Origin of the sequence: Algoriphagus chordae, from assembly GCF_003254055.1 — a bacterium.
Classification (GTDB): domain Bacteria; phylum Bacteroidota; class Bacteroidia; order Cytophagales; family Cyclobacteriaceae; genus Algoriphagus; species Algoriphagus chordae.
In genome coordinates, this window is the sequence record NZ_QKZT01000029.1 from 23,475 (window position 1) to 42,599 (window position 19,125).

Consider the following 19,125-nt stretch of genomic DNA (forward strand, 5'->3'; position numbering starts at 1 on the left):
CCACCATTCGTGTCATCACCCCAAGCCGCCGTTCGTGTCGTCACCCTAAGCCGCCGTTCGTGTCATCACCCCAAGCCGCTGTTCGTGTCATCACGAACGGTATTATGATTTATTTCAAATTGTTGGTTCCAGCCAGCAAACTCACCGAAGAGCAGTCTCCCAACTCCAGCTCTTAAGCCTCCTCCAAACTCTTCTTAGATTTTCTATAGGTATAATTAGGATAGATAGCCCGCTTAGCAAAACGATTGATCTTATCGCTATTGATCATTTTTTGATAGACCTGAGGAGTCACCCCAAAGTATTCGTAGGTATTACCATCTACAAATGTGATTTCTAGTAGCATTCCTTTATGATGATAATCTGCGATACCAGCAACATTAATCGTTTCGGTGTAGCTAGCCAGATTAGCCTCATGAGTTTCAGGCGCAATGCTAACCAAAAAGTGATAGCCATCGATGATTCTGCGGCTCTGCAATTCTGCTTCCACCTTCAACGCATCTCCTTCCTGAAATTTATCAGGATGCCATTCCTTCACCAGATTTCGGTAGGTCTTTTTCAAAATTGTCAAGTCGATTTCCTTTTCAACCCCAAAGAGTTTCTTGTATTCCTTTATGCGCTTCATGTGTTTTTTCTTTGCGGGCGCAAAAGTACGTCTTAATTTGACGGTAAGTACTATCAAGCGCAAACTTTGAGATGAAGCGTTTAGCTGTTCTCCTATTTTACTGGAAATGAATAGCATAGAGCAACTTTCAAAGGGCTTTAAAATTTTGAGCTTATATTCCAACCATGAAAATTCTTCTGCTAACAGTTTTCCTTTTTTGCTCCGCCTTTTTCACCTGCGGAAAAGAAACTGATAAGCGAGTGATTTTCTTCCTTCACAATCGATTCTTAGAAGAACATGCGCTTGATGATTTGCATCCTGAGTTTGGTCGCACGGAATACCGGGAGATAATTTCCGAATTCGAAAGTCAGGGATTTAAGGTCTTATCCGAGATAAGAAATGGGAATGTAAACGCTAGAGAATACGCAGTAAGAATTGTAAACCAGATTGACAGCCTAATTGCCAGCGGAATTGAGCCTAAGAGAATAACGGTCGTTGGCACTTCCAAGGGAGGTTACATCGCTCAGTATGTGTCCACTTTGGCGAGCAAGACAGATCTGAATTTTGTATTCATAGCCAGTTTTCAGGACAGTGACATCCAGAATATTCCAGAGATCAACTTTTGTGGAAATATTCTCACGATTTACGAGAAATCAGATCCTTTTGCTGTTTCTGCCTTAGCACGAAAAAAGACCTCTACCTGCGATATCAAACACTTTCGAGAAATTGAATTGAATACTGGACTGGGCCACGGATTTTTGTTCAAACCCCTAGATGTCTGGATGGAACCTACCATGAAATGGGCCAATGGAAATTATTCGCTAGACTAAAAAGTACTGAAAATTTAGAAAATGCTATGCCTTCTACTTATTTCTCTGCAAGCATGAAAACAGCCCAGCCCGACATTTCAAGGCCAATAATTTGATTTTCAAACAACATTAAAGCGTTTTGATCTTTTCAGGAGATTTTTTTTGTCCAGAATTCGGGATATCTTGAGCTTAGCTTTTTTGAAGGATAGAGGAGATGGGCAGTACTGAGAAGTAGATTTTTTTTAGAAGCAAAAACTTTTGATCCCCAGTAATCCCCAAGCAAGACCGGAAAGCTCTAGCGGCTAATCGATCAGAAAAAATGCTGTTGAAGATCAAGAATCAGCCAGCAGAGTAAATGCAAAAACCACCCTATCTACTATTATGAAAATTAAAACATCAGTTCTAGCTATTATTTTTTCTATTATGGTTTCCAACCCGACATTTAGTCAAATAGACGTCAACATAACCGACATAGAAACCGATGAAACCATTCCTTTTAGCAGGATTTATGAAACATATAAGTTAGACAAGGAACTTCCTACTTTGGTCATCACCTGGAGTGCTAAATGGTGCTCCCCATGCATGCAACTAATAGAACGCTACAATAAATGTGATCTGTCCATGCTAAATGTAATCACGGTTAATGTTGATACTGAAGAATATTTGGATGAGGTGCTAGACGATGGATATCATCAGGACTGGGACAACACCTATAATTTCCACGGAAATATTGGGGAAGATGAAAAAGGCTTCGACAATGTGTTTAATGTCAAATCAGCTCCATTAATCCTTTATTTAGACAATGGAAAAATTAATGACGCAACTGTGAGTTATTCTGTTTATCCATACAAGCTATTACAAGCCGGCCGAATAAATGATATAGAATTCATCTGGGATAGTGCCGAAGACCTAAATTCCCTAGCTTGGAGTTATTACAACACAGAAAATGACCCAGCAAGATTAAATGAAGCCATTAAATGGGTTAAGCGTTCAATTGACTTAAGGGAAAACTACAGTAATACAGATACTTATGCCGCTTTACTTTTTAAAACAGGTGAGTACACCAATGCACTAAAGGCTGCTAAGCAAGCTATAGAAATAGCAAAATCGAAGGGGCAGGATTATGAAAGCACAACCGATTTGATTAACAAGATCATAGAAAAACTCTAAATCACTAGCTCATCAGTATCAAGCTGATATCCTATTCTGCAGAGAATTTCTTGGCGCAAGGCTTCTCGATACTTCAGCAAATGTTGTCTATTAATGTAACTATTAGCCTCTACCCTATACTCAATTGCTATTTCTGAAGGCATTAGGGCAAAGCAGTTTTTCATTTGTATCATTTATAAAGGCTTCAATCAGTTTTTATAAAAATCTCAGTGGCTCCACCTCCTTGTTTGATTATTTAAAAGTATAGAAACATCCTTATCTTGAGTAAATGAGCTCTAAGCAGCTAGTGCACACTCAATTAATAACTGATTAAAAAAGCAATAGTATGGCAGACATAAGAAAATCATCCATCGAAATTGAAAAGGAAGAATTTCGAAAAATTGGTCATCAATTAATAGATGATATTTCGGATTTCATCAGCTCCATAGATCAGAAACCTGTCAGTCCTAATGAAAGCCCGAGTCAACTGCAAGCTTTAATAGGCAACTTATCTTTGCCTGAAAATGGAAAGCCTGCCAGAGAATTGATTTCTAAAGCTACTGCTCTATTATTCAACCATTCTTTACTCAATGGACATCCTAAATTTTTGGGCTACATCACTTCCTCTGCAGCACCGATGGGGGCCTTAGCAGATTTGCTGGCTGCAAGCGTCAATCCTAATGTGGGAGCACAAATTTTAAGTCCCATTGCAACAGAAATTGAGAAGCAAACTATCCGATGGCTAGCTGAATTTATAGGCGTATCAGCAGACTATGGAGGCTTGTTGGTGAGCGGGGGCAATATGGCAAATTTCACCGCCTTTCTAGCCGCCAGAACAGCAAAGGCGCCAAAGAGCTTCAAGGAAGATGGAATTCAAGGTACGTCGAAGAAACTAACTGTTTACTGTTCTAAAACCACCCATACCTGGATTGAAAAAGCAGTCATTTTATTTGGTTTAGGTTCCAAGTCTATTCGATGGATTCAAACTGATGATTCAAATAGGATGGACATTAATGTTTTAGAAAAAACCCTCCAAGCTGATTTAGATGACAATTGTATTCCCTTGATGGTAGTTGGCACTGCTGGTGACGTGAGTACCGGAGTTGTTGATAATTTGACTGAGATAGCCGCTATTTGTAAAAGATATGACCTGTGGTTCCATATAGATGGAGCCTATGGGGCTCCCGCTGCGATTATCCCAAAACTAAAGTCCTTATTTGCAGGGATAAAAGATGCTGATTCTATAGCACTAGATCCACACAAATGGCTGTATAGTCCTCTTGAAGCTGGCTGTGCCTTAGTTAAAAACCCGCAGCATTTAATAGATACTTATAGTTCCCATCCTGAGTATTACAACTTCAGTAATACCGGAGAGGGATCAGCACAAAACTTCTATGAGTATGGACTCCAAAACTCTCGTGGTTTTAGAGCTTTAAAGGTCTGGTTGACCTTGCAGCAGGTAGGTAGATCTGGTTATGAAAAACTTATTAGCAAAGACATAGAGCTTTCCGAAATGCTTTTTGAGCTCGCCAAAAAACACCCGGAATTGGAAGCTGTCACTCAAAATTTAAGCATTACAACTTTCAGATACATCCCGTCTGGAGAAGCTCAAACCAAAGAGATTCTCAATAAACTAAATGAGGACCTACTCAATGAATTACAGACTGGCGGAGAGCTATTTCTATCAAATGCCATAGTGTTTGAAAAGTACTGTTTACGGGCTTGTTTTGTCAATTTCAGGACTTCCCAAGAAGATGTCAAAGAAATTATTGAGGTCATTATTCGGGAAGGAAGAAAAGCTTATTCAAAACTCTCACAACCAGACTAATACACTTAGATCTGACGAATGGAGGAGTAGTAAGAATGAGGTATAAACATAAAGTGGATATTTGAAGGATCGAATAAGAAAGTTATGGGAAACAAAAAAGCTTTATTGGTAATCGACATGCAGAAAGGCTCCTTTACCACCCAAACCCCTAGATTTGACACTGCTGGAGTTGTCAAGCGAATAAATGATCTAGCCAAGCTATTTCGGGACTTGAACTATCCAGTGATTTTTATCCAACACAATGGAAGCGGTTCAGGACATTTTGAAAAAAATGCTCCTGATTGGGAAAACTTGGACGAGCTGAGCATAGCTCCCTCAGATCTTTGTATTGACAAATGTGCCAACGATGCGTTTTACAATTCCGAACTCCTCTCTACTCTAAAAGGCTTAGACGTCAGCGAATTATTTATCACAGGATGCGCAACAGACTTTTGTGTAGAATCAACAATTCAATCCGCCTTGACTAAGGACTTTATTATTACAGTAGTGAAAGACGGTCATACCACGGGAGATAGGCCGCATTTGAAAGCAGAACAAGTTATTGAACATCACAATTGGATTTGGCAAAATATGATTCCGACAAAGGGTCAGATTAGAGTTGAGACTACTGAAGAAATAAAAGGAATTCTGCTATAACTCCTATAAAAACAATGGCATAAGATATTTAGCCAGAGCAGAAGAGCGCTCGATCGGGAATATTTTATCTATATTAAGACATAAATACTGTTAGAATTTAACTCTTCAATTATGAAAAACTACCTTACATTTTTAGTGTCAATACTATTTTTCAGCTGTGCAGGCGACAAAGAAGGGGAGTCTGAATTAGCCCAAGTTGAGCAAGTCACCCTAGCCAAGCATCTAGAACGCTTAGCTTCAGATGATTTTATGGGAAGAAAACCTTTTACAGAAGGGGAAGTACTCACGGTTAACTATTTGAAAGATGAGTTTGAGAAATTGGGACTGACGCCGGGAAATGGAGATAGTTATTTTCAAGATGTTCCCATGGTAGAAATCTCAGGAACTCCTTCGGAGCACATGATTATCTTTGGTGAAAATGGGAGTTTCGATCTAACCGTCTCGAAAGATTTTGTCGCTACTTCAAACAAACAATCAGCAAACATAAGTCTTGAAAATTCTGACTTGGTATTTGCTGGTTATGGCGTGGTAGCTCCAGAGTATGGCTGGGATGATTATGCAGGCGTAGATTGGGAAGGTAAAACCGCAGTAGTTCTGATCAATGACCCAGGTTTTCAATCTGGAGATTCTACCCTATTCAAGGGCGACGAAATGACCTACTATGGGCGCTGGACCTACAAATACGAAGAAGCTGCCAGACAAGGTGCTGCTGGACTGATAATAATCCACGATACTGAACCTGCCTCTTATGGCTGGAATGTAATTGAATCTAGTTGGGCAGGCACCCGATTAATTATTCCTAGTGACTTACCTCTACTAGAAGTAGAATCTTGGATCAGTGCTGAGAGCGCTCAGAAAATGTTTGCAGAATCTGCGATGAAAGGTCAGGATTATAAAGTCCTTTCTAGGAATAAGGACTTCAAGCCTATCCCATTAGATCTCAGCGTATCTGTATCCATTGAAAACAAATTTAAGAAAGACGTTTCCAAGAATGTAGTTGCCATGATACCTGGTACAGACAGAAAAGATGAGTTCATTATATACTCCGCTCACTGGGATCATTTTGGTATTGGAAAACCAATTGATGGAGACTCTATCTACAATGGCGCAGTAGATAATGCCTCTGGTACAGCTGCACTTTTGGCTATAGCTGAAGCATTCAAAAAAAGTGAGCAGACAAAGCGTTCGATCATATTTATAGCAGTTACTGCAGAAGAGCAGGGTTTGCTAGGCTCGGCATATTACGCCGAAAACCCAATTTTCGACCCTAAAAAAACTGTAGCAAATATCAATATAGATGCGCTAGCTAGTCCAGGAGAAATGAAAGATCTCACGATTACAGGTTTTGGACATTCTGAAATGGATGAGTATGCCAAAGAGGCTGCACTAGAGCAAGGGAGATACATTATCCCAGATCCGGATGCAGCTAAAGGACATTTCTTTAGATCAGATCATTTCAACTTTGCCAAAATTGGAATCCCTGCTATGTATGCTGGGGGAACCTATGAGGGCTTTGAAATAAGCATTGCCGATATGACTGCCTTTAAAAGATCATTCGGAACCAATAAGTATCATCAACCTTCCGATGAATACGATCCAGAAACGACTAACCTGGATGGAGTAAGATTAGACTTACAATTGTTTTTCAATGTGGGCTTTAAATTGGCTAATGAGGATTATTTCCCAAAATGGTATGAGGGAAGCGAATTTAAGGCAGCTAGGGAGTAAATAGGGTTTTGCCAGGCAATAATCAAAGTGACTTCAACGCTTGAGTTTATCTAACTTCAAGTCTCCTGAAATCCACATATATTTCTTTACTATTCCCAATCCTTTTTGATTGACCTACGTACCCTTATTCTGTGAGAAAATTCCTAATACCAGCAATTGCTACAATTATTTTTATCGCCGGATTAATTTCGCTGGCACTGCCATTTATACCTTTAGGTTGGCTGCTTATAGCACTTGCATCCTTACTGATGGCGCCATATTTCAAATTTATGAGAAGATTTATAGGCTGGCTTGCAGAGAAGGACAGCACAGGCTTTGTACAAAAAGCTGGTGAAAAAGCTTCAAGCCTGTATGAATGGGTAGGTGATCAAAAAAGAGCAGAAAAACTGGATGCTATCTTAGAGGAACATAGTACCAATCAAGAGCCCAATAAAAAGAGCTAGTACTAACTCATTTAGTGATGTTATCTACTTTTTTCAATAGTCTTTTTCCTGTCATTTTCTCTTTCAATTTTCTTATAATCTTCCTTAGTCGGTGGTTTTGCTCCTTCTGTATTGCCGGGTGTTTTCCGACTTGTACCCTTATCTACATCTTTCTCACCTTTCCCAGATGATAAAAATGGTAACATTCCAATTGCATGCTTATTTAATAGTAACATAATGTGTTTGATTTAAAGTGTTATAGGAATTAATCGCCCCTCATTTCGATTGGGGATGTGCTTTTTAAGATTCAGAGGAAATTGTCTTTGCATTTCCATTTCCCTGCTAATTCAAATCTCCATTCCTTCAATTTCCTCTACAGGAACTCTTTTAATAAACTCGTCATAGTACGGATTGTCTTCATCAGAATAAGTCCCGTAGGCGTTAAGCAGAAATCCCTTTTCTTCTCCCTCGCCATGCAATAGGTAAATCACAGCCATATCGGATGGGTCAGATTCACCTTCAAACCTATAAACCTTGACAATTTTCAATTCCTCAGGTTGATAGATTTTCTCCGAACCATCAAAACTTGCTCCTGCTCGCTTAATGTTTAACTCTTTTCCATAACCTCGTCCAGGAAGAATATTCAATACCTGAGAATAGGTAGTCATTGACTTGGATGTGCTCATGATTTCTAATTTTTAGTGAATAAGATGCAGGAAGTCCCTGCTCTACTTGTTCACACAAGTCCAAGACCAATTTTTACAAAAAATATTTTAACCATCACAAACAGTCCTAGGGGCTACTCAAGGCCAAAATCATTAGAGAAATTCAACAAGATAATCACAGGGAACAGTGGAGATTGCTCCCCTAAATGGGGCAATTACAAATATCCTTTTGCAAAGAACGTCTGAGGAACATCTTGTAAAAGATGCGCAATTAACATCTACTATCAGGAGTTTGGCTTACATAAAAGATGCTTTCTTGGTAATTACCATAGCCAATAGCCACAGAATCTGACTTATCTAATAATTCCTTATTTTAGGCTATTAGAATTTTTAATTAAGCTTACTTTTTTATGCCCAACAAATCCGAAGTACTGCAGCGCATGGACACGCTGGTTGAGGCTTGGAAAACCAACGATGATTCTCGTCAGGTCTTTTTGAGTTGCTATAGATTGATGACTGGGAATATGCTCGAAGCGCTCAACAAGGAGGCCTTTCATGATCCACAGTGGATCCACACCTTACTACACAGCTTTGCGGAATACTATTTTGACGCCTTAAATTGTTACGACTGCGGCAAACCCGTATCGAAGGTTTGGATGGAAGTTCATCAATACACCTTGGAACGAGAGCTCCGACATGTGCAGTATTTATTGATGGGCGTAAATGCCCATATCAACTACGATTTGGTACTCACCTTATATGATATGCTGCACCAAGACTGGCAGAATCTAAGTCCCAAGGAACAAAAGCAACGCTATGAAGACCACTGTAAGGTAAATGAAATCATCGCGGCAACTATTGATAAGGTGCAAGATGAGTTACTCACTCCCGCCGATCCTGTGATGGGCTGGATAGATACAGCTTTTGGCAGAATGGATGAATACCTACTTTCCCGATTGATTACTAGTTGGCGGCAAGAAGTATGGGATCAGGCATGCAGCATGATCCTCAGCGAAGAAAACCAGCGGGAAGTACTGCGTCTATCCATAGAAAACAGCGTAATCAAGCGAAACAAACTTATAGCACTGGATTTCTAATTACTTAAGCCGCGGTCTCCGTTTTGGTGATCTTATCTACCACCAAGGCAATTGCACCATCTCCGGTGACATTACAGGCCGTGCCGAAACTGTCCATCGCGATATATAGCGCAATCATCAATCCGATCATTTCTTCACTAAAACCTAGCATGGACTGAAGCAATCCAATGGCTGCCATAATTGCTCCTCCAGGTACTCCAGGAGCTGCAACCATCGCTATGCCCAGCATAAAAATAAAACCAGCAAACATTCCAAAATCATAAGGTAGACCATGCAAAATCATCAATGCCATGGTACATGCGGTGATTTTCATGATACTACCCGATAGGTGAATGGTAGCACAAAGAGGAATCACAAAGCCAGCAATTTTAGGCGAAACACCATTTTTCTCAGCTTGCTCTAAGGTCACCGGAATGGTGGCTGCAGACGATTGTGTGCCCAAGGCTGTGAAATAGGCCGGCATCATATTTCCCAACAAACGCAAAGGGTTCTTCTGAACAATCGCTCCAGTGATTGAATATTGGAGTAGGAGCAGGAAAATATGCATCGCGAAAATCACCCCTATAATATTAAGGAATACAGAGAGTATAGAATACACCTGACCACTATAGGCCATATTCGCAAAAATACCTAAGATGAAAATCGGCAATAAGGGAACAATCACATTCTCGATCACTTGCATGATGATGGTCTCAAAGTTCTTCACCACCTTCTTCAGCATTGAATTCTCCTGATAGGAAAGTCCCAAACCAATCACAAAAGCCAGCACCAATGCAGACATCACATCTATCACCGCTGGGATCGTTATACTAAAATAAGGCTCCAAATCCTTTCCATTCTCTGTGATCTCAGCTACCTCATTGACATGAGATGAAAGCAGAGAGGGGAAAATAGTAGCCGAGGTGAAATAACTCATAAAGCCCGAAAAGATCGTGGATCCATAAGCAATAGCCGCAGTTATCAGCAGCATTCTCCCGGCACCTTTACCTAGATCAGATATGGCCGGCATAATCAGCCCAAGTATAATGAGTGGAATAGCAAAGTTTAGAAATTGCCCAAAAAACGCATTGAATGTCGCAAAAATCCTATTGATGGATTCTGGTAAGTAAAGTCCGAACACAATGCCCAAAACAATGGCGATAAATACTTTGAAGAGGAGATTGGAAAATAGTTGCTTCATTTTGTAGCTGAAATTCTGGATTTGAAAGCGATGCTGCACTTATTGAGATCGCTAAGATATAAGAATAGCTTATTAGAAATTAGCGCAATTGTATTAATTGCTTTCCAATCGACTTCAAATATTCACAAAATGCAATTTCTAACTGTCCCCAATTTTTTACTTCTTTATGTTTTGTAGCAAAGTCTTTCATGTGCAATTTCACTTTTAGAATTGCAAATCAACAATCAAATGATGATCAAACTAGCCTTTAATACCCTCCTGCTCCTACTTTTTATTCCATTTTGCAGTTTTGCGCAGGAGATCAGCCTTAAGTCAGATAATAAGTATTTAGAAGAAAACTTCACCTGGGCGGTACAAAAAGCCAACACTTGGAAGATGACTGGTAAATCTGGTGAAATCAATCGTCATGAAGGCGGAGAGGGACTGGGCTATAAAGCTGAGGTGAAATTCATTCCTTCTTATTGGGCTGGCTATGCACACCGATCTGCTTATTATATCAGAGATTTTGTGCATCAGATCGATGGGGCTCACTTGGTTGGGATGGATGAGGAAAACTTCGCCATGATGGAAAAGTTCGCAGAATACACTACCGAAGATAAAAAATGGTACTCCTGGTGGGCTTTGAATTTTGATGGCTCTGTATTTACCCTCGATGCACCCAACCCTCCAGGGATAGGAACCTACCAAGGATATCCTTCTGACTTTGTAAATAAACCTGGCGAATCATTTGTACGAGAGATTCCCGCCATGTTTGAACTGGTAGAAAAAGCCTGGAAAAGCTATTTGTGGACTGGAGACCGACGATATATAGAAGATGAGAAGCTGTGGAGAATGTATGAAAAGGTAGTGACGGACTTTGTAAGCCTTCACGATAGCGATGGAAATGGCATTCCCGAAGGGCAAGGAGATATTTTCCAAGGTTCTTCTACATACAATGAAGCCGATATCCATCCTCTGGAAGCTGGAGATGCCATTGGTTCTCAATACCAAGCATACCTAGCCTATGCCGCATTTTTGTCTGAGCGGAATTTGAAACAACAAGCTAAAGAGCAAGAGAAAAATGCAGCTGCGCTAAAAGACTATTTCAATACTAACTGGTCAGTCGTAGAGGTAACAAACTTATACGCCAGTGCAACTACCTCCTCTCACGAGAAGTATCCTTTCTTTAATAAAGAAACGAGCTGGTTTATGCCCATGAAATTACTCACCGAACCAGGCCCGAGAAATGAGGCTTACTTGGACTTTATTTCTGAGGAACTCGGCGATGGTGTAGGCACAGCCAATGCAAAGAAAGGTTCGCCTGCTAACATAGAGGCCTACACCTATCTTCCAGACACCTATTTCCCATACGGTAGAGTAGATGAAGCTTGGAAATGGATGAAATACATCATTGATGAGAAGGAGAAACCACATTATGTGACCAAGCAGGGAAATAACGGAAACTATCCTGAGGTGTCATTTACACTGGTGAGCCAGGTGGTAGAAGGTTTGATGGGTATTGAACCGAATGCCGCTGAGCTTACCATCAGTACTATTCCTCGCCTACCCGCGGAGATTCAATATCTTGCTTTAAGCAACCTAAAAATCGGAGAGCATACGATTGAAGTTTACCAGTCCAAAAACAAAACAGAAATCACCAACAGCGCTAGTTCATCACCCTTGACATGCAATATTAGGTTCTATGGAGAGCACAAACACATGTTTGCAAACGGCAAGAAAACTAAGGCTAAGACCGCCATGCTCAATGGAAAAATCTACAGCTTCATTTCTGTTCAGTTAAATCCTGGCGAAAAGGTAGTGGCTACCTTATAAAAGAGTTTATATGCATTCTTCGGTCAATTGGTCAATCAATTCCGAGCGCTCATTTCTCCGGATTGCACTCTATCTGATTCAGGGCGGGTGAGTCTTTAGTAGATAGCATAGTTTAAATAATTGTTGTATGTGGAACAGAGATAGGAATTATGATTGAAATAATAAGTAGTCTGTGTGGACACAGACCACGGAGATGCAGGACTACAAATATTTAAGAATAAAGAAAAAATAAAACCCCGAATCTTGGTAGAATCGGGGTTTTACTAATACCAGAGCCGGTCAGTGAGGACTCTGACCGAAAACATGGTTGAGACAGGTGGTTTGTGGATACACAAACCAGAGCTATCATTATTTCTTACTTCCTCATTTTCTTATAAGCGTTGATCAGACCATTGGTAGATCCATCGTGCGCAGTGATTTCCTCGTCGCCATGCAGCTCTGGAAGAATGCCGGATGCCAGGACTTTGCCTAGTTCTACTCCCCACTGATCAAAACTGAAAATATCCCAAACTACGCCCTGCACGAAGATTTTGTGCTCGTACATAGCGATCAAAGCACCTAGCGTGTAAGGAGTGATTTCCTTTACCAAAATAGAATTGGTAGGTCGATTACCTTCGAAAACTCGATGCGGAGCAATCTCTTCTATTTGCTCTTCGGATTTTCCAGCAGCTTTCATTTCCACTTTCACATCTTCCAGAGATTTTCCTTTCATCAAAGCTTCAGTCTGTGCAAAGAAGTTGGAAAGCAACTTCTGATGATGATCTCCGATAGGATTATGAGAAATCGCCGGAGCGATGAAATCACAAGGAATCAAATGCGTGCCCTGGTGGATCAATTGATAAAAAGCATGTTGACCGTTGGTACCTGGCTCTCCCCAGATAATCGGGCCAGTAGTATAATTTACCTTTTCGCCGGAGCGGCTTACGTATTTGCCATTGCTTTCCATATTTCCCTGTTGGAAATAAGCCGCGAAACGATGCATATACTGATCGTAAGGAAGGATAGCTTCGGAACTCGCACCAAGGAAATTAGTATTCCAGATGCCAATCATCGCCAGGACAAGCGGGATATTTCTATCAAACTGAGAATGGCGGAAATGCTTATCCATCGCATGAGCACCGGCAAGTAGTTTTTCGAAATTATCGAAACCAATCGTGCAGGCTATCGGCAAACCAATCGCAGACCAAAGTGAATACCTTCCTCCTACCCAGTCCCAGAACTCAAACATGTTATCGGTATCAATTCCGAATTCGGAAACAGACTTGGCGTTTGTAGAAAGTGCCACGAAATGCTTGGCTACAGCTGAATCAATTTTCGCATGCTCTAAGAACCAATCTCTCGCAGAATGCGCATTGGTCATCGTTTCCTGTGTAGTGAAAGTTTTGGAAGCTATAAAGAACAAAGTCGTCTCAGGATCTACTTTCTTGAGCGTTTCCGCGATATGAGTGCCGTCTACATTGGATACGAAAAAGCATTCGATGTCTGCATTTTGATAAGGTTTCAAGGCTTCTGTCACCATAACAGGGCCAAGATCGGAACCGCCTATTCCTATATTAACAAGTGATTTTATAGGTTTTCCAGTGTATCCTAACCATTGCCTATTTTGGATTTTGTCTGCGAAAGACTTCATCTTTTTCAAGACAGCTGAGATATCTTCCATGATGTTATGACCGTCCAAAACAACAGATTCATTTGCAGGATTTCTCAAGGCAGTATGCAATACAGCTCTTCCTTCGGTGACATTGATCGGTTTTCCTGTAAACATATCCTCAATCGCCACATGCAGTTTGCACTCGCGCGCCAAATCAAAAAGTGCGTCAAGGATTTCCTGATTCAGTCTGTTTTTAGAAAAATCAACCAAGATATCTTCCATCGTGATGCTCAATCGATCAAAGCGCTCCCGCTCATCGAATTGAGATAGAATAGTCATGTCTTTATGATCTTCAGCAAGTTTCTGTAATCTTGCCCAGGCTGGTGTATTTGTAGGATTAATTGCGTTCATCGGTTTATTTTGATAGGAATGAGTCACAAAAATAAGGTTTATCTTGAGGGATGAAAGGCTTTTATGCGAAAGTAGCCATAAGGATTAAAGACAACTTTTACTCAGGAATTTGTGGCAATAGTGAAGTTTTTGTATAATTAAACTTCATAATTAGTCCGAGATGAGATTACAATCAAGAACTGCTAGCATCCTATTTTTCCTCACACTCACTTTAGCTGCTGTCTCTCAGGCAAGTATTGCTCAAGAAAAAGAAATAGTTCTGCTCAATGAGTATTTCTACCCTATCGAGAAGTCAGATTCAAGTGACTATGTCTATAAATCAATAATCACTCAAATCAATGATTCTAGCTCAGTGGAGTACATTTTTACCCGCAAGAATCAGCTGATCAAAAATGTTCGCCAAGCATACAATGCAGAAGGAAAGTTTTTTGAAAAGCTGACAGAGACCTATGACCAACATGGAAAATTGACTTCTAAAAAGACTACTAACCTTGACAATACCATGTACCATGCAGCCTATTACCAAGATGAACAATATTTAGGAGAAGTGATTTATAAGGGCCCTGAGCAATTTGAAACGCGTAAAGCGGGTACTGCAGATGTGTTGATGCTAAATGCAAATGAATTCGAGCCGACTCCCTCTACCGACAAATTACTCTGGCAAAAGCACCTCATGAAAAAACTTCGGTATCCTCCTCATGCAAGGACCAATCGTGAAACTGGTACAGTGATGCTGGCAGTGCATGTAAATTCGAATGGAATAAAAACAAAGATAACGATTGCTAATCCAGCAAGTGTAGACGAATCTTTAGCCGAGGAAGCACTGCGAGTAGCGAGAAGCTATGAGGGGAGGTTCATGACTGCTGTAGATTTGGATGGAAATCCCATTGACGGAATATTGCTCGTTCCCATTAGATTCAAATTAAGCTAGTCAGAAAATGATTAAAAGTAGTCTCTCCACTTCGTTTTTTACTGGATTGAAAACACCAAAACCCGCCATTTCCGACAGGTTTTGAGCTTTTATATCCTACAAAGAAGATATATCTCACCAAATCAATCCTTCCCTCTCCCTGATTTCTCTTCTATCAACCGCAAAATGGATAATCGAAGCCGGGATAATGCTATATAGCAGGGCAAATCCAACATAGTAAACATTTTGCCAATACGGAACTGCCCAAATATTAGCAAACGTACCCAGAAGGCAAATAAGTAAAAGGTGATTTCCTGTCAGAACAAGTATCTTCACCCATACCTTTCTATAGAGCAATTGAGAGTCGATTGGGTTTCTTATAAGAATCATATTGTAAGGTATCAACACTAATATCAAATAAGCCATTGGCAAAAACAGGAAATTTTCAGCAATGTGTATTTTCATGTATACCCAATAAGACATAGCCAAATGATAAGGCATCTCATTCCCAAGTATTACTACATCAAAAAACATTCGGAAGTTTTTTAATATTGGGAAGAGGACAAACGCCATGAGAAGGTTGACTATTATTTTTCGTTTCATATTAGTGATATCTTAACAATCTTTACTTAATGTACTCAATGGCTTAACTCCATCAATCACATCTGACCAATCAGGCCGTAGAATTTCAGGATTAAGTTTTGTCGCAGATCCCCCGCTCGGCGTAGAAAAACAACGTGGTACCTGGGTGAAGTTTGGCTGCCCTGCAAGCTGGCACAAGGCTAAAACAACTCGCAGCAGTGGGTTGTTTTTTAACGCCTTGTCCTACCCCAATATCCTTACCAATTTCAATTGGCTAGAACAATCAAACTCAGCCCAGACCATCTGCTCGCTTGGGTGAGATTTTTGGTGATAATATGAAAAATATGGGATTCGTCCGAATTGCAAATTCTAGAAATAGGAAGGTCTAGATTCAATCTACACCGAGTTCTAACGATATACCTACTACACCCAGCGGAGGAACTATTGAATAATTTGATTCTACCACGAACCCAACTCCTTCATTTCATTAACCTCTCTTTTATCAACAGCAAAGTGGATAATCGGAGCCATTATGCTACTGTATAATAATGCTTTCCCTATATAAATCGAATTCTGCCATAAAGGAGACACCCAAATATTGGCAAAGGAACCCGCTATACATACGATTAGCAAATGTACTCCTGTCATTACAAGTATTTTCCCCCATAGACTTCGGTATAGAAGTTTTGGAGACATTGGATAATAGAAAGTATTAAGTTATATGGCACTAAAATGGTAAACATATATAGTATAGGATAAATAAGAAGATTTTCTATCATATATAATTCCATATAGCTCCAGTAGTCCATTGCTAAATGATAAGGCATCTCATTTCCTAATATGACTACTTCAAGAAACATAGGGGCGTTTTTTAAAATTGGCAATAACACAAATGCCAAGAGTATATTCACTAGTATTCTTCGTTTCATATCTTTATAATTGTTTTTCAGTGGCCATATAGCCTATCCTGAACTTGTTTCGGGAGAATCCCCGCCTGAGCATAGACAAAACATCGTGGTACCTGGGTGAAGTTTGGCTGCCCCGCAAGCTGGCACAAGGCTAAAACAACTCGCCGCAGTGGCTTGTTTTTTAACGCCTTGTCCTACCCCAATATTCTTACCAATTTCCAATTGGCTAGAACTATCGAACTCAGCCCAGACCACCTGCTCGCTTGAGTGAGATTTCTGGCAAGGAATAAAAAATATGGGATTCGTCCGAATTGCAAATTCTAGAAATAGGAAGGTGTAGATAGTACCTACACCTAGTACTACCCATCATGAAAACACATAAGCCAAAACTTTTTAATTTCTTGAATTGCACCATGCCATTCTATTAAAATATGTCTTTATCGCTTAGTTTTTACAGCCGCTCATCTAGTATCCTTTACCATAACAATCTCGCTATCAGAATTATCCTTATGCAAAAGTTTCAATTCCCCGGTCTTGGTAATGATATATTTAGCAAGGAAAGGTTTCTCGAAATACTCAATATCCGAGTCGGAAAGCACAACTTTGAGCTCTGTGATATATCCCCAGAAATCTTCTAGATCAATATATAAGTTTCTATATCCTATAAAGGAAACAATTACTTTGTCTGCCTCCCTACCAGTAGTATAAATTCTAGCTTCCCCATTTTCGTCGGTAACTTCTCCGCTCAGCGTTGCTTTTCCTTTCATTATTGACACATTAGTATGTGGGATAGTCTCACTTGAATAATCCATTACTTTTATCTTAAAAGAAACCCTACTTTCTCCAAAGCTAGATTCAAGTCCGAAATCACGTCTAATTGTATCCGTTTTGGAAATGACTTCAAAATAAGATGGACGTGGGTGCTCAATACCCTCATGAAATAAAAGCAAAGTGTCCTGCTTCACAAAATAGTACCCCTTACTAATAGTCTTTTCATTATGTCCTCCATATTGTGCATAGTTAAAATGATGATCTTCATTTAACTGCAAAGTAATGCTAGCGCCTGTTGTAACAGGAAAAGAGTAGCTATAGGATCCCTGAATATTCCCCATTCCTTGAGAAACGCACAAATTCATAACCGAACAATTGATACAAATAAGTACCAGAACTATTCTAAAAACCTGCCCCATATTATTCATTCAATCGCTGTAACTAAACATATCATAGATTTTTCTTAAAACCAACAAAACCCGCCATTTCTGACGGGTTTTGCTTAGTTAACCGAAAAATTCGACAGGTAATGAGATGAAATTTGTTCTGGTCCAAATTTAGTAATATTTGACGTTGGGCGCACATACAAAAAAGGTATGCTTTCACACAGGAGACCTTTTCTATTTATTTCTGATGATTGCTTATGCCACAACTTTCTCAGTCAGCAATACGATCACATTGTTTTTACTTCCGTAAGGCTTGAATTATTCATTAGCAACATGAATTACTTTTCCAGCTTCATCAAATGTTATCACCACTCCTTCAGAACTACCGAAGGGTGCATGATATATATAACTCGAATCAGCTTCATTCAAATATACATGTGATAGCCCTTTAGTTTTTGGTTCTCCGATAAGCTCTATTACCATGTTTTTGGTCATCCCTTTTCTCACAGATTTAGCTTTCTCCATATTATTTAGCCCTATTTGATCAGATATCAAAAAGAAACCAAGACCTATAATAACTAAGACTATAATAAATATTCTAATTTTCATATCTACTTTGGCTAGATGTATCGCAACGATTTGGATTTGATATCTCATTTCTATACATAGAGCTTAAAAGGAATTGTTTCAAGTAAGTCACGAATAGATAGGGATTTTGGTCAATAGCGTCCCCATATACTTCAAAAAACTTATAACCCAGTTCATTTGAGTAGTAATCTTGATAGTCATAGGCTGAATCCAATCCTCTAATTCCTTGCATAACTTCAATTGAATTACCCACCGCCTTTCCCATTGCCCCTACGATAAGCATGTGTCTCAAATCAATTTTTATTGAATAATTCAATGGATCTGATATATACCTCATTTGGGGTCCACCCCACTGAGATTCTGTAAAATCCCAACCCATATTAGGTCTCTGCGCAATAATATCAAAATAATCTAATCCTGAATTTTGATACTCAAAGGAATTGATATCTGAAAATGATTCTCCATGAGTATTCATTAAATCAGAACAATTCAACTCTTCATCACTAGGAATATAAGGCAATCCTCCTCCTCCAGAGCCAGAACCTCCACCACCGCCTGGACCGTTATAGTATCCAGGTCCAGAACCAGGATTGTATTGATCCGAACAGGCCGGATCCTCATAAGCTATGATATCAAAACACTCTATTCCAAATTCCGGAATCTCACAATATCCACCTCCACAAGTAATCTCTCCTTCATCATCTCCATAGCTAAACCCGCATTATGCATTAGAATAATTGAATGGAGGGCTTATGTTTTGAATTTGGGCAAATATCCCATCCATCCAAGGCCTCTTTTTAGCAGGTAATGAGATTTTCAATACCTGCTTATTGGCATGATTTACCTTCCATGCTCCTAATGCAAAGCAATAGGATTTCAGTGTTTTTAAGGTGGCCCGATTATGATGATTCAGCGCAAAATGACGGAATAAACTCATTAGGTTATAAGCTACCATGATGAATCTGAACGAGGCTTCTGTTGCCCAGAAATCCTGTAAGCAAAAACTTTCCAGGCCAAAATCATCCTTGAGTTCTTTGATTCTGTTTTCACA

Annotated in this window: 20 protein-coding genes; 9 read left to right on the plus strand and 11 right to left on the minus strand. The window is 39.8% G+C overall.

What is annotated here, in order from left to right:
* Positions 1-172: 172 nt before the first annotated feature.
* On the minus strand, positions 173-622 hold the full coding sequence (locus LV85_RS20830) for a KTSC domain-containing protein (protein WP_111323123.1): 450 nt from the start codon (positions 620-622) through the stop codon (positions 173-175).
* A gap of 164 nt (positions 623-786) precedes the next feature.
* Between LV85_RS20830 and LV85_RS20835 the strand changes: the two genes are divergently transcribed.
* The 6 genes from LV85_RS20835 to LV85_RS20860 all read left to right on the plus strand — a co-directional run bounded on the left by LV85_RS20835 (position 787) and on the right by LV85_RS20860 (position 7,194).
* Positions 787-1,431: an alpha/beta hydrolase family protein gene (locus LV85_RS20835; protein WP_111323084.1), complete on the plus strand. Its 645-nt coding sequence runs from the start codon at positions 787-789 to the stop codon at positions 1,429-1,431.
* Positions 1,432-1,791: 360 nt separating this feature from the next.
* Complete coding sequence (locus LV85_RS20840) at positions 1,792-2,580, plus strand: TlpA family protein disulfide reductase (protein ID WP_111323086.1); 789 nt, start codon at positions 1,792-1,794, stop codon at positions 2,578-2,580.
* A gap of 325 nt (positions 2,581-2,905) precedes the next feature.
* Positions 2,906-4,387: a pyridoxal phosphate-dependent decarboxylase family protein gene (locus tag LV85_RS20845; RefSeq protein WP_111323088.1), complete on the plus strand. Its 1,482-nt coding sequence runs from the start codon at positions 2,906-2,908 to the stop codon at positions 4,385-4,387.
* An 84-nt stretch (positions 4,388-4,471) separates the two neighbouring features.
* The gene (locus tag LV85_RS20850) at positions 4,472-5,023 is read left to right on the plus strand and encodes an isochorismatase family protein (RefSeq protein WP_111323090.1); all 552 of its coding nucleotides are present in this window, start codon (positions 4,472-4,474) and stop codon (positions 5,021-5,023) included.
* A gap of 111 nt (positions 5,024-5,134) precedes the next feature.
* Positions 5,135-6,751: a M28 family metallopeptidase gene (locus LV85_RS20855; RefSeq protein WP_170125635.1), complete on the plus strand. Its 1,617-nt coding sequence runs from the start codon at positions 5,135-5,137 to the stop codon at positions 6,749-6,751.
* Between the two features lie 131 nt (positions 6,752-6,882).
* Positions 6,883-7,194, plus strand: coding sequence for a hypothetical protein (locus LV85_RS20860; protein WP_111323094.1), 312 nt, complete (start codon positions 6,883-6,885; stop codon positions 7,192-7,194).
* A gap of 20 nt (positions 7,195-7,214) precedes the next feature.
* Here LV85_RS20860 and LV85_RS20865 read toward each other — a convergent pair whose 3' ends face one another.
* A complete protein-coding gene (locus tag LV85_RS20865; protein WP_111323096.1) occupies positions 7,215-7,409 on the minus strand; it encodes a hypothetical protein in 195 nt (64 codons plus the stop codon).
* A 111-nt stretch (positions 7,410-7,520) separates the two neighbouring features.
* Complete coding sequence (locus tag LV85_RS20870; RefSeq protein WP_146260523.1) at positions 7,521-7,859, minus strand: hypothetical protein; 339 nt, start codon at positions 7,857-7,859, stop codon at positions 7,521-7,523.
* 389 nt (positions 7,860-8,248) lie between these two features.
* Between LV85_RS20870 and LV85_RS20875 the strand changes: the two genes are divergently transcribed.
* Positions 8,249-8,935, plus strand: coding sequence for a DUF5995 family protein (locus LV85_RS20875; RefSeq protein WP_111323100.1), 687 nt, complete (start codon positions 8,249-8,251; stop codon positions 8,933-8,935).
* A gap of 4 nt (positions 8,936-8,939) precedes the next feature.
* On the opposite strand, the gene LV85_RS20880 is transcribed toward LV85_RS20875, so the two are convergent.
* The gene (locus LV85_RS20880; protein WP_111323102.1) at positions 8,940-10,115 is read right to left on the minus strand and encodes a dicarboxylate/amino acid:cation symporter; all 1,176 of its coding nucleotides are present in this window, start codon (positions 10,113-10,115) and stop codon (positions 8,940-8,942) included.
* A 228-nt stretch (positions 10,116-10,343) separates the two neighbouring features.
* On the opposite strand from LV85_RS20880, the gene LV85_RS20885 reads away from it, so the two are divergent.
* Positions 10,344-11,927 carry a hypothetical protein gene (locus LV85_RS20885; RefSeq protein ID WP_111323104.1) on the plus strand — a complete coding sequence of 528 codons (1,584 nt, stop codon included), beginning with the start codon at positions 10,344-10,346 and terminating at the stop codon, positions 11,925-11,927.
* Positions 11,928-12,282: 355 nt separating this feature from the next.
* Here LV85_RS20885 and pgi read toward each other — a convergent pair whose 3' ends face one another.
* A complete protein-coding gene (gene pgi / locus LV85_RS20890; protein WP_111323106.1) occupies positions 12,283-13,929 on the minus strand; it encodes a glucose-6-phosphate isomerase in 1,647 nt (548 codons plus the stop codon).
* A 160-nt stretch (positions 13,930-14,089) separates the two neighbouring features.
* Between pgi and LV85_RS20895 the strand changes: the two genes are divergently transcribed.
* On the plus strand, positions 14,090-14,860 hold the full coding sequence (locus LV85_RS20895; protein WP_111323107.1) for an energy transducer TonB: 771 nt from the start codon (positions 14,090-14,092) through the stop codon (positions 14,858-14,860).
* Between the two features lie 114 nt (positions 14,861-14,974).
* Here the strand turns inward: LV85_RS20895 and LV85_RS20900 are convergent, their stop codons facing one another.
* The 6 genes from LV85_RS20900 to LV85_RS20930 all read right to left on the minus strand — a co-directional run.
* Complete coding sequence (locus LV85_RS20900; protein ID WP_111323109.1) at positions 14,975-15,442, minus strand: hypothetical protein; 468 nt, start codon at positions 15,440-15,442, stop codon at positions 14,975-14,977.
* Positions 15,443-16,068: 626 nt separating this feature from the next.
* Positions 16,069-16,350 carry a hypothetical protein gene (locus tag LV85_RS21990; RefSeq protein WP_146260524.1) on the minus strand — a complete coding sequence of 94 codons (282 nt, stop codon included), beginning with the start codon at positions 16,348-16,350 and terminating at the stop codon, positions 16,069-16,071.
* Between the two features lie 440 nt (positions 16,351-16,790).
* The gene (locus tag LV85_RS20915) at positions 16,791-17,465 is read right to left on the minus strand and encodes a carboxypeptidase-like regulatory domain-containing protein (RefSeq protein ID WP_146260525.1); all 675 of its coding nucleotides are present in this window, start codon (positions 17,463-17,465) and stop codon (positions 16,791-16,793) included.
* 339 nt (positions 17,466-17,804) lie between these two features.
* Positions 17,805-18,095, minus strand: coding sequence for an outer membrane protein assembly factor BamE (locus LV85_RS20920; RefSeq protein WP_158531222.1), 291 nt, complete (start codon positions 18,093-18,095; stop codon positions 17,805-17,807).
* Positions 18,085-18,549, minus strand: coding sequence for a hypothetical protein (locus tag LV85_RS20925; protein WP_111323119.1), 465 nt, complete (start codon positions 18,547-18,549; stop codon positions 18,085-18,087). The genes LV85_RS20920 and LV85_RS20925 overlap by 11 nt, the downstream gene beginning before the upstream one ends.
* Positions 18,550-18,795: 246 nt before the next feature.
* The coding region (locus LV85_RS20930; RefSeq protein WP_111322870.1) for a transposase at positions 18,796-19,125 on the minus strand (330 nt) is incomplete at its 5' end.